Here is a 12,107-nt window from a genome sequence, read left to right as displayed (position 1 = left end):
ACTCGGTATCTTTTTATAGATTGCTCGGTATCTTTTGAAGAGGTGTTTGTATAAGTTCATTTAAAACAAAAAGTCTATAAAAAAAGATGTTATATCCGAATGATATAACATCTTTTAAATAGAACCGCAAAGTTCTTACATTATCTTAAACAAATAAGTGTTGTTTACAACTTGTCGTTGGTATCTTTCATATCAATGAACTGACGTTTGTTGTCGTAGAACTCGTATTGCATAAAAGCAAGTTTCTGCGATGGTACAATCTTAACGCCGAGACCATATTTCATTTGCCACTTCATTTTCAGGGAAACAACGCCTTTGTTGATGTAAGCAGCAACGTATGGGTGCACGTGCAAGTAGAACTTCTTAATGCCAACCTTATTCACAAGTTGGGCTATCTTACGTTCAAGCAGGTCGGTAAATAGCAAACTTGAACGGATTTTGCCTGTACCAAAACAAGTTGGACAATCTTCTGCCACATCAACGTCCATAACAGGACGGACTCTCTGGCGTGTTATCTGCATTAGTCCGAACTTGCTCAATGGCAAGATGTTGTGGCGGGCACGGTCTTTCTGCATCGCTTTGCACATACGCTCGTAGAGCATTTGCCGGTCTTCCGCCAAGTTCATATCAATGAAGTCTACTACAATAATACCTCCCATATCTCTCAAGCGGAGTTGTCGAGCTATCTCGTCGGCTGCGCCAAGATTGGTATCGAGAGCATTTTGTTCCTGTCCTTTCTCCTTTGTTCTGTTTCCGCTATTCACATCGACAACGTGCATAGCTTCGGTATGTTCAACGATGATGTAGCAACCGTGTCCGTAATTTATCGTTTTTCCAAAGCTCGACTTAATCTGCTTCGTTACGTCAAAGTTGTCGAAGATGGGCAACTTGCCTGTATATTTCTTTACTATGTTTGCCTTTTCAGGGGCAATAAGAGTAACATAGTTCTTTACGGCATTGCAAATCTCCTCGTCGTTTACATAAATATTCTCGTAGGTGGGGTTGAAGAGGTCGCGAAGCATACCTACCGCACGTCCTTTCTCTTCAAAAATGAGTTGTGGTCGCTCTTGAGTTTTCTGTACTTTCGTTATGGCATCGTGCCATCTTCCGTATAGTACTTTCATCTCAGCGTCGAGTTCCGCCACCCTTTTGCCTTGTGCCACCGTACGGACAATCACCCCGAAGTTCTTTGGGCGAATGCTCTGTATGAGCTGCTTCAGGCGGGCGCGCTCTTCTCCACTTTTAATTTTGGTAGAAACGTTTACTTTATCCCCAAATGGAATGAGTACAATATAGCGTCCTGCAAAAGAAATTTCGCCTGTCAGGCGTGGACCCTTTGTTGAAATGGGCTCTTTTACTACTTGTACCATTACCTCCTGACCCACTTGCAGCGTGTTTTGAATGCTGCTATCCTTTTGCAAGTCGGGCAGTCTGTTGGCTTTTTCAATGGGGAAAAGTCGTTTTCTGTCGCTTTGTACCTGTTTGAGATATTTAGCAAAGGAGTTGAACTGACTTCCTAAATCAAGATAATGAAGAAATGCGTCGCGTTCATAACCAACATCTACGAAGCAGGCATTAAGCCCTGGCATTAATTTCTTGACCTTCGCAATGTAGATGTTTCCAACTGAGAAATTGGCTTCTCTTGGTTCGCGTTGGTATTCCACCAATCGCTTGTCCTCAAGCAATGCAATCGAAATCTCTTTCGGTTGGGCATCAATAATTATTTCGCTTGTCATTTTCTTCTGTTCTTATAAGCATCTTTGCGACGCTTATCCAATAAAAAGCGAGACGTGCCGTCGCACTCCATAATAGGAGTTTAATGCGATGACATGCCCCGTCATGTTGAAAGACTTAATATGAGTCTTCAGCCCGATGGGGCTTACTTGCTCTTATGTCTGTTCTTTCTTAATCTCTTCTTACGCTTGTGCGTAGCCATCTTGTGTCCCTTTTTCTTCTTTCCGTTTGGCATAGCTTTAAATGTTTAAATTGTTTATATTGTTTTGTTTATTATTTCTTCATATCCTCGATGAATGTCTTCGCTGGCTTGAAGCTGGGGAAGTCATGTGCAGGGATAGTAATTGTTGTGTTTTTTGAAATGTTGCGTGCAGTCTTCTCGGCGCGGTGTTTAACGATGAAGCTACCAAAGCCACGAAGGTAAACGTTCTCCTTGTTCTCTAACAAGCTGTTTTTTATTGCGTCCATGAAAGATTCCACAACTGCTGACACATCTTTCTTAGATATACCTGTCGAAGATGCAATCTCATTGATAATATCTGCCTTTGTCATTTTGTTTTATTTATCTATTAATTATACTTAATCTTGTTATCTCATTATAACGGACTGCAAAGATACTCATTTTCAGATAAATAGAGAAATGTTTTTCGCTTTTTTTGCAAAAACTCTTTCATAAGCTGTCTGACAATCTACTTTTTTTGTATCTTTGCCCCATAATTATATATAAGGTGTTATGAAAATAGCTATTGGAATTGATGTAGGAATATCGACGACGAAGATAGTTGGAATAAGAAACGGAGAGGTGGTGCGCCCCTTGCGCATCAAGGCTACCGACCCTGTAACTTCTCTTTATGGTGCATTTGGAAAGTATCTGTACGACAACAAGATAGAGTTGAGCGACGTTGGTAAGGTAATGCTTACGGGCGTGGGTTCTGCCTATATAGACAAGCCTGTTTACGGACTGCCTACAGAAAAGGCTGACGAGTTTTTAGCCGACGGATTGGGTGCTCGATTCGAGGCAAATCTTAATCGTATGATAGTAGTTTCGATGGGTACTGGTACTTCGCTCGTTTTGTGCGACGGCGACGATATTCGCCATATTGGCGGCATTGGAATAGGAGGTGGCACGCTGAATGGGCTTTCCCGATTGTTGCTGAACACCGATGATATTCATCAAATATCCGACTTGGCAAAGAAAGGAGATATAGGAAATATAAACCTGCAGATAAGTGATATATCGGCAAAGCCCTTGCCTGGCTTGCCAATGAATGCCACTGCGTCGCTTTTTGCCAATGCACGTGGCAATGCACGGAGCGAAGATGTGGCGTTGGGACTTATCTGTTTAGTGTTGCAGTCCATAGGTTCTTCAGCGATTTTAAGTGCATTGAACAGCGGAATAAAGGACTTTGTAATGATTGGAAACCTTTCGCGCCTTCCTCAATGTAAGATTCTTTTCCCAATGATGGAACGCCTTTACGATGTTCATTTCATTATTCCTAAATACTCGGAATACTGCACTGCTATTGGTTGTGCATTGCAAGCCAGCAATGAGTTAAAGCTCGGTTAAGAATAAAAAATCAGCTCGTGAAAGTAGATAAATACTTTTAACGAGCTGAAAAAGTGTGTGTCATAGCATTGTTTTATGCTCTTATCGTTTTATTAACGTATTATTGCATTCCATAATGTGCCACCATCGTGGCTTGATTTATGTTAGCAAAGTTACAAAAAAGGTTTTATATACCAACTAAAATACCAACTTATTTTCTTCTTTTTATTGTGCAATGATTATTATTGGAACCATACTCGTTTATTTCCTTCTGCTTTTGTTCATCAGCAAACTGACAGTTAAGAAAAGCAGCAACGATTCGTTCTTCCGTGCAACCCGCCAGTCGCCTTGGTATTTGGTGGCGTTTGGTATGATAGGTGCAAGCATTTCGGGCGTAACATTCGTCAGTGTGCCCGGTATGGTGATAGGGCAGAATATGGCTTACGCACAAACTTGTATGGGCTTTATCTTCGGTTATGTGTTGGTGGCTTTTGTGTTATTGCCTATTTACTATCGCTTGAACCTGATAACGATATATTCCTTCTTGAAAGAAAGGTTAGGCGTGCGGAGTTACAAAATGGGAGCTTCGTTTTTCATCTTGTCCAAGATGTCGGGGGCTGCCGTAAAGTTTTATGTTGTCTGTATGATATTGCAACGCTTCGTTCTCGACGCTTTCAACGTTCCTTTTCCGCTTACTGTTGTCGTGTTGGTATTGCTAATATGGCTTTATACGCGCAAGGGCGGCATCAGAACGTTGGTGTTTACCGATTCTTTTCAGACGCTGTGTATGTTTCTAACCTTACTCCTTATTATATATAAGGTGATGGGCGCATTGGACTTGAACCTGTCGGAAGCCTTTACTGCCGTAGTAAACGATAGCCATTCGCAGATATTTGTCTGGGACGATTGGGTTTCTAAGCAGAACTTTTGGAAACAATTCCTCAGCGGTGTGTTCATCGTTGTGGTGATGACGGGGCTTGACCAAGATATGATGCAAAAGAACTTGACGTGCAAAACCTTGCGCGATGCACAGAAGGATATGTGCACTTATGGCGTGGCCTTTTTGCCTGCCAACTTGTTGTTTATGGCTTTGGGCGTGCTGCTTATGATGTTTTTACAGCAAGGAGGAAACCCTTTGCCTGCTTCGCCCGACGAACTGATGTTGTTGCCCGTAGCTGGTGGAATGTTGGGCAGTGGGGTAGAGGTGCTGTTTGCCATAGGTGTGGTGGCTGCTTGCTTTTCGAGTGCCGACTCTGCACTTACCTCTCTCACTACCAGTTACTGTGTAGATATTTGCGAACAACCAATGAACGAAAGCCTGCGTAAGCGAGTGCATATAGGTATGGCGGTGGTTTTTGTGCTCTTTATCTTGGTGTTCAGGGTAGTAAACTCTACAAGTCTGATAGATGCAGTTTATATATTGTGCTCTTATACCTATGGCCCGCTTCTCGGCTTGTTTGCCTATGGTTTGCTGACACGTAAGACAGTGAACGACCGCTTGGTGCCTTACGTAGTTGTGGCGAGTCCGTTGCTTTGCTTCTTGTTAGACAATATGGCTTTACAGTTATGGAACTATAAGTTCGGTTACGAGCTGTTGATGCTCAATGGTCTATTAACGTTTATGGGATTGTTGGCTACAAGAAAACTGAGATAAGAAGGAAAAGTTGATGTTTTCGGTGGGTTGATTTTCTTTATTCTGCTTTAGGATTTTGTCGAAAAATAGCTTTGTTTTTGTAAAGATAATTTCATTGAAAAGTGGTAATTGCGCTTTGGCATTGCGAAAGCGGCTGTTTTGCGATGCAAAAGAGCCGCTTTTACCGTGTAAAACCTACGCTTTTGGAATGCAAAACAATAGGTTTTGTAATGTGTTGATACACAGATTGTTATTTAATAGTGGTGCTTGTGAAAAATATTTACAGCTTTATAGTCTTCTTTTCGTTCATAAAGTAGGTTGTTTCCATTGAGTTTTACTGGTCTGTAAGAAGCTGAAATGAGAAAGCTGAAAATAAAAAAGAGTAGAAAGACTGTCCGTTTTACGGTTTTCTTTCTACTCTCTTTATTTATTGTGCGAATGCTTTATTCTGCGAGCAACTTCTCTATTTCCTTCTCAATGTTCTCTATCTTTTCAGTTGGTTCGAAGCGTGCAATAACTTGACCTTTCTTGTTGATAAGGAATTTTGTGAAGTTCCACTTAATGTCCGACTTCTCTTTGTAGTCTGGGTCAGCCTCTGACAACATCTTGTCGAGTATAGGTGTGAGCTTGTGGCTTTCGTCCCAACCTGCAAAACCCTTTTGTTCTTTCAAGAATTTGTAAAGCGGGTCAGCATCTTCGCCGTTTACTTTAATCTTCTTGAAGCGTGGAAATTCAGTGCCGTATGTAAGTTTACAGAACTGGTGAATGCTCTCGTCGGTTCCCGGAGCCTGCTGTCCAAATTGGTTGCAAGGGAAATCGAGCACTTCAAAGCCCTGTGAATGATACTTTTTGTAAGTAGCTTCGAGTTCATCGTAAGTTGGTGTGAACCCACATTTTGTAGCTGTGTTTACAATTAACAGCACTTCGTTGGCAAACGCTTTTAAAGAAATATCACCGCCTTTTCTGTCTTTGACAGTGAAATCATAAACTGTTTTCATTTCTTGTTTTCTATTTTAAATGAATACCTTGTAGTATCTGCAAATATACAAAATTATTCCGAATAATCAATTTTGTAAGCATTAAAAAATCTTATATGTGTTGTTTAAAGATAGGCTTCTGTAATTTGCTTTCATTCAACGATTAACTTCTTTACGGCATTAACTTTAAAAAGCCCTGACCAAACTTGTATTTGGTTAGGGCTTTTTCTTTGTTAATGGCATTTCAAAGATGCCTTATGCGTTTCTTTTTACTTTACCAATACCTTGACGGTAGAGCCATCAGACATCTTGACGATGTTAAGACCACGCTGTGGAGTGCTGATTCTGCGACCGTCAATGGTGTAGCGTGCTACTTCTTTGAGTTCGCTCTTGTTTTCAGATATACCTTCAACGCCAGCTGGGTCGTCAGACAAGCAGAACTTAGCGGCATTCTCAATCTTACCGTCATTGCGAATAATCATTGCGATGACTGTGAGCTTTGTGTAGCCTGCTTTCTCGATAGCTTCTTTCAGAACAGTCTTGGTTGGCAACGTAAGTGTGTAAGTGTTGGTTACAACTTTACCTTCCTGTAGTGGGTCGATCTTTGCCTTGTTGGTACCTGAAACATAAGAACTTGAGAGCAATACATCGTCGTAAGCCAATGTAACCTTGGTACTGCCATACTTACCGCCCTTGCAGAACGGAGTGAGGTATGGGTCATCAGTGCCCCATTGAGCAGGAGTGCGTGTGGCATAATTGTTGCTCTGCTTCCATACACTGCCTGTTCCTGTAAGTTCGTCGCCAATAAGAGCATAGGCAATTTCATATGTTCCACTCAACAAAGGATCGATAGTAGCTGTTGCTGTTACTTCGGTGCGATTAGCATTTAGTTTACCTGTAACCGATACACCTACCCCTGCAACGCGTGCGAGTGCTTCCTTGAAGTCGTCGCAGATGTCGTTGCCTGTACCATAGAAAGGATCCATGGTTTCATTGCGGTCTATCTTACAAGAAGGTGCTCCGCCAAAGTTAATCTTTGCATAGTTAGTGCAGAACATAGGGTCGCTTTGGTTGAATTGATGAATTCCAACACCTATGAAGTTTTCACCGAAAGTGTCGCGCAGCTTCTTCATACCTGCCAAGCCACGTGGACACCAAGGACAGCCTGTGCCTGTGAACTCTTCAACAACTACACCTCTCTTCACTTGCTTTCCGACAGTAGTCAGTTTACAAGTTACAGTTTTGTTACTAGCTTCGTTGGTCTTGCCGTTCACTTTGGTAATAGTGATGGTTTTCGTAGTTGTACCTGTATTGGCATCGGCTGCGAGAGGCAGGTCGATAGTGAATTGACCGCCATATGTCTTGAACGGTGGGTTAATGTCAAGATGCTGTTCTGCGCCTACTGCGCCATCGGTAGCGATAGTATAATCAATGCTGCTGATACCAGCACTACCACCATTGGTTACAATGAGCTTGCTCTTGCCTGTAGTGTTCTTTACTACGACAAGGTCTTGCATAGAACTAGGAGTTACCGAATTCTGGACAAAATCACCCTCTACGAGTATCTGCAATGACAATCTGCCATAATCTTCATTTGAAAAGTTAGCCCATTTATTTATAGATTTCGAGGTGCGGAGGTAGAAGCTATTAGCTGTCTTCTTGCCCTCCCATGTAAGGATAGGGTACTGTGTTTTTTCGTCTGAAGCACTGGTAAGAGTGAAAGAATAGCCAATATAAACACCTTCAGAGCCAATAGTGTATGCTTTGTTCAGTGCAATGTCATTGGCAAGTCCTTGTTTTTTACCGCTCTCGTCGCCAGCCTTCAGAGCCGATTGGTCAACGTCTTGAACATAGTCTGCACTGCTGATGTCATCAGGTAAACTCTTTGATATCCACACCTTAACGTTATTCGTGTTTGCCTTGTCGCGGAGATAGAAGCGAATTGCCTTGATGGTCTTTCCCACAATAGCACTGTTGTCAGGGGCAACGAAGATAGCAACGTCGTGGGTTTCTGCTGCTCTCACACCGAGCCCACCACGGTTTTCAGTTTCGGTTCCATATCCCCACCAAATCTGATTGGCAGCAGGGTCAATCTTCTTGACCTGTGTCTTATGCGAGGTGAACAACTGTGCGCTTCCTGCTGTACTTAGGTCCCGCTGTAATACTCTCGTTTGTGCATGGGCTGATGAGATGCCCAGTACAACTGCAAAGGTTAAAAATAAAAGTTTTTTCATATTTGTGAAAATTTAAGTTAATATTCCGTATTTGGTTATTACGGCATTATTTAACACGTTTTTTTATCTTTATTTTGAGGTAACAATATATTTCTTAGTATATTGTTGTAAATTCTTTGCTCCTCTCTTTAGATAGTACTATGTATTAAATACAAAATTACAGAATTATTTTGAAAACACTACTTCATGGTTGTAAAAATTCATTAAAAAGTTTAAAGAACCATTTTCAATATATCTTCGTAGGGATTTCCCTATTGCAAAATAGAGAAAAAGAATTTCAATAGTTTGTTATATTCTCTAATTTTGCGGTATTGAAAAGATTATAAACATAAAAAGTTACGATTATGAAACAGATTACTAAGTTTTTAATGGCACTTACGTTGGTGGCTGTCCCCGCAGGTTTTACAAGTTGTGATAACGAGGAAGAGTATCATTACTATTACAATGACCTTGTAACAGAGGCTGTTCGGAGTTATTGGTATACGTATCCCAGTGGAGCTGATTACTATACAACCCGAGACTGGTTCTTGTACCACTATCCGTCGGCTACGGCAGTAGAGCTTGCAAAGTTTATGGAAGCAGTAAATTACGGCTATATAGACAACTACAACCCAAAAGAAAACGACCCATTAATGGCAGAAGTTCAGATGCTTACGGGAGAGTGGGCTGGCGATATGACCATCTATTTTGATGAAAAAGGGAAGCGCATGTCGCAAACTTTCCATGCCAATATGAAGTTCTTCCAGTACGAATCGTCAAAGAATTCGTTGAGTGGACACGGTACAGAGGTTGATACGGCAGACAACGGTGCAACACAAACGTTAGACTTCTCGTGGTTTGTAGATAAGAATGGCGATATTTATATTAAGTATACCAAGTCGGGAACTATCTTTAGAATGGACGCAAAATCTTCTAAAAAAGGCTTCCACCTTGGTTATGAAAAAGCAAAAGGCTACGATACCTTCTACGGTTACGGGGTCAGCACGAATACTACCGACGAATTTGTTATAGATTTAGCACGCCAAGCAACCAGCAATGGTAAGGGCAGAATGGTGAAGTCGCGCACCGCAACAGGAAAGATTGCAGGCGAAGTGTTTGGTAAAGCAACGCTGAATGATGCAGCCGAGCACAAGGCAAAAGCTGTTAGTGGCTTGAGAGAAAGATAAAACTTCTGATTCTAAAATTATTAAGAAGCCTCGTTTGGAGAAGTCTGAACGAGGCTTTTTATGTGTGGGCACAGTGGAGTTTCAGTAGTGTGGTTTTCTTTTTATTGCTTATTTCAAATGCTAAAGAAATTCTTTGGTTTTGTAAGGATAATTCGTAAGGAAAATGATAATTTCGATTTGGCATTGCGAAAGCGGCTGTTTTGCGATGCAAAAGAGCCGCTTTTACCGTGTAAAACCTACGCTTTTACAATGCAAAACAATAGGTTTTGCATTGCGTTGATAATGAGAGTGTTATGCAATAGATATTCTTATGAAAAATATTTACAGCTTTATGGGTTGTTTTTTCGCTTGTCGTTTCGTTATTTAATGTTCCACAAGTTTATGATAATGTCCTTGTTCAGTCCCTCAACTTTCTTCTCTATGTCGTCTGGGAGATTGCAGAAGAAGTCTATATGGGTGAGTTCTTCAAGCTCTTTTATGTTTACAACATAAGGTTTAAGCGATGAATCTTGGTTGTTTTCGTGTTTAAACCAAAATCCGATGGCTTTGTATTCCCACTTCTTGTGCGCATAGTTATAGTATTTCATCAGTGCTGCCGAGAAGAAATAGCCTGGCACGATGAAGCCATTGCGTAGGTAGGCTTTCACTTTAGATGACTCGTCGATGGTGCCGCCACGGCATATAAACATTGTGTCTTTTGAGTTTATATTGAACGCAGCACGTATTTTGTTTTCCATTGTCAGCCAAATACCGCCACCTTTCGCACTGCCGTTGAATGCGCTAAGCTGTGGTTGCATATTGCTGATGTAGAAGGTTTGCTTTTGTGCTTCTTCTGTATTTCTGCGGTCTGCTGAAGGACAAAGGTGCCCATGGTCGTAGCCAGTGTTCCAATAGGGGTCGTAGCTGAATGCCATAGAAGCAGGAATCAAAGGGTCGGAAGGATATTGTGGGTTGCCATACCATCTGCCTACGTTCCATTTGCTGTTGCTTTGGTATAGCTGATAGCAAGTCCAGCGGTTCGATTTCTTTTCACCGTCCCATTCAATGCTATAGTTTACTTCGTCTGTGCTTTGGTCTATATGTGTAACAACGATGTTTTTGCTACCTTTAACTTTCGGGAACTCCAAGCGATGTGTATATTGGTTGCCCTCTTTTAGATTGGAATTCTTGTTGTTGGCAATGGCTTTGCCGTTGTCATCGTCGGGCGAATTACTGTTGTCGCTGCCACAAGCCGAGAGGAAAATAGCTGCAACGAAAAGAAGAGAGAAGATACCTGATAAAGGTTTTGTAGGATTCATTTGTCCTGATGGTTTGGTTATTGTCTGTTGATTCTAATTTTATATTGCTGGAAAAGAAAAAGTGCGGGCAAACGCATATGCAACTACGTTTGACCGCACCTTATACTGTTGTGGGTATATCGTTTTACTTCTTCAACTTACCGTAACGGTTCATGAAGCGGTCTACGCGACCTGCAGTGTCCACAAGTTTGCTCTTACCTGTATAGAATGGGTGAGAGGTGCTTGAGATTTCGACTTTAACCAATGGGTAAGTTTCGCCTTCAAACTCTACAGTATCGTTAGATTTGCATGTAGATCTTGAAAGGAACATATCGCCGTTGGACATATCTTTGAATACGACGGGGCGATAGTTGTCTGGGTGAATACCTTTTTTCATTTTACTTTTATATGTTTTATTATTAATAAAAATTTCGCTGTTTGCAGCGTGTCGTATAAGTAGCATTTCGCCACCATATACTCACAAGGTGCAAAATTACGAATAATTCTGCACCCTGCCAAATATTCAGGATAGTTTTTTACTTTACCGTAACTTTCTTAATTTCCCATGTTGTGGCGATTTCTTTGGTACTGTTGTATTCAAACGCAACGAATACTTTTTCCTGACCAGCATACTCTTTCAAGTCGCAAGTAGAATCTACGAAGTTCCAATTCTTGCCTGAAGGAGGATTGTTGATAGCCAATGGCTTCCAGTTGTTGCCATCGGTAGAAACAAGTACCTTGACAGCATCGTTGAGAGCCGCCGACTTCAAATAGTTCAAGGCATTGTTGAAAGTCAGGGTAGCTGTGTTCATGCCCTTTAAGCTGAATGCAGGAGAGACGAGGCGGCTTTGCGTTTCATAGTTGGTGTTGTTGGCACGGCCTGTTGCCTTCATTTGTTTGAAGTTGGCATCGTGGAACCATACCTTTGTCAAACCTTCGGGGAGTGCCTTTACATCTACGATAGTGAAGTTGGCAATGTTGTTGTCGAACGTTACATCTAAGCCTGTATTGGTAGGTGGAGTGGTTTCTTGCACCTGTCCATTAAGCGAATAGATGTAGTTGCCTTGACCAAGCTGCTTGACGCCATTGGTATGTGTCATCAGCTTACCGCAAATAATAACCTTGTCGCCCTTCTTGATTTTATTGCTGTCTGTGAACTTCACATTGCCCAAAGCTTTTCCACGGAAAACGTAGAACTGGTTGGTAGTGGTGCCATCGTCAGAGATGTAGTAGGTGGCATTGCCGTATTGGGTGTTGATTTCCTGAACACTTACGACGATACCCTTTACATAGACTTCCTTGTCGAGCCCTTCTCCTTTGGTAATATAGTTCTGTGCAGCTACAATATTGAAAGGGTCGTCCTTCGTACCAGTGCCTTTAGCCTCCATATCAGAAGGGTCTGGTGTCTTGTTGTCTTTCTCGAACGTAATGTCGTATGGCATTGGTACATCTTCGCAACTTGTCAGTGTGAAAGCAGCGATAGCCAATGCGAACATTGAATTAATTAATTTCTTCATATCTGTTTTACTGTTTTGTTTGT

Annotated in this window: 10 protein-coding genes; 3 read left to right on the top strand and 7 right to left on the bottom strand. The window is 41.6% G+C overall.

Translation table 11 applies throughout. The features are described 5' to 3' along the window. Positions 1-164 precede the first annotated feature (164 nt). Together BWX39_RS10825 and BWX39_RS10820 are read right to left on the bottom strand one after the other, a co-directional pair. A complete protein-coding gene (locus BWX39_RS10825; RefSeq protein ID WP_028905752.1) occupies positions 165-1,736 on the bottom strand; it encodes an Rne/Rng family ribonuclease in 1,572 nt (523 codons plus the stop codon). 271 nt (positions 1,737-2,007) lie between these two features. Then, positions 2,008-2,286 (bottom strand): HU family DNA-binding protein, encoded by a 279-nt coding sequence (locus tag BWX39_RS10820; protein WP_024998011.1) that lies wholly within the window; start codon positions 2,284-2,286, stop codon positions 2,008-2,010. 181 nt (positions 2,287-2,467) lie between these two features. On the opposite strand from BWX39_RS10820, the gene coaW reads away from it, so the two are divergent. Together coaW and BWX39_RS10810 are read left to right on the top strand one after the other, a co-directional pair. Then, positions 2,468-3,301, top strand: coding sequence for a type II pantothenate kinase (gene coaW, locus BWX39_RS10815; RefSeq protein WP_028905751.1), 834 nt, complete (start codon positions 2,468-2,470; stop codon positions 3,299-3,301). 214 nt (positions 3,302-3,515) lie between these two features. Then, positions 3,516-4,934: a sodium:solute symporter gene (locus BWX39_RS10810; protein WP_028905750.1), complete on the top strand. Its 1,419-nt coding sequence runs from the start codon at positions 3,516-3,518 to the stop codon at positions 4,932-4,934. Positions 4,935-5,356: 422 nt separating this feature from the next. On the opposite strand, the gene BWX39_RS10795 is transcribed toward BWX39_RS10810, so the two are convergent. Both BWX39_RS10795 and BWX39_RS10790 read right to left on the bottom strand, forming a co-directional pair. Beyond that, complete coding sequence (locus BWX39_RS10795; RefSeq protein ID WP_028905749.1) at positions 5,357-5,911, bottom strand: glutathione peroxidase; 555 nt, start codon at positions 5,909-5,911, stop codon at positions 5,357-5,359. Positions 5,912-6,159: 248 nt separating this feature from the next. Beyond that, entirely contained in the window at positions 6,160-8,124 is a 1,965-nt protein-coding gene (locus BWX39_RS10790) for a hemin-binding protein (RefSeq protein WP_028905748.1), read from the bottom strand. Between the two features lie 344 nt (positions 8,125-8,468). Here BWX39_RS10790 and BWX39_RS10785 point away from each other — a divergent pair, with 344 nt between their 5' ends. Next, a complete protein-coding gene (locus tag BWX39_RS10785) occupies positions 8,469-9,290 on the top strand; it encodes a hypothetical protein (RefSeq protein WP_028905747.1) in 822 nt (273 codons plus the stop codon). A 359-nt stretch (positions 9,291-9,649) separates the two neighbouring features. On the opposite strand, the gene BWX39_RS10780 is transcribed toward BWX39_RS10785, so the two are convergent. The 3 genes from BWX39_RS10780 to BWX39_RS10770 form a co-directional block, all read right to left on the bottom strand. Then, positions 9,650-10,588, bottom strand: coding sequence for a DNA/RNA non-specific endonuclease (locus BWX39_RS10780; RefSeq protein WP_028905746.1), 939 nt, complete (start codon positions 10,586-10,588; stop codon positions 9,650-9,652). A 124-nt stretch (positions 10,589-10,712) separates the two neighbouring features. After that, a complete protein-coding gene (locus BWX39_RS10775; RefSeq protein WP_004364223.1) occupies positions 10,713-10,964 on the bottom strand; it encodes a type B 50S ribosomal protein L31 in 252 nt (83 codons plus the stop codon). Positions 10,965-11,103: 139 nt separating this feature from the next. Further along, the gene (locus BWX39_RS10770) at positions 11,104-12,084 is read right to left on the bottom strand and encodes a choice-of-anchor J domain-containing protein (RefSeq protein WP_028905745.1); all 981 of its coding nucleotides are present in this window, start codon (positions 12,082-12,084) and stop codon (positions 11,104-11,106) included. Positions 12,085-12,107: the final 23 nt, after the last annotated feature.

The sequence above is a fragment of the Prevotella intermedia ATCC 25611 = DSM 20706 genome (assembly GCF_001953955.1).
GTDB lineage: Bacteria > Bacteroidota > Bacteroidia > Bacteroidales > Bacteroidaceae > Prevotella > Prevotella intermedia.
Note: the sequence above shows the minus strand (reverse complement) of the source record. Positions and strands in the feature narration are given on the sequence as shown.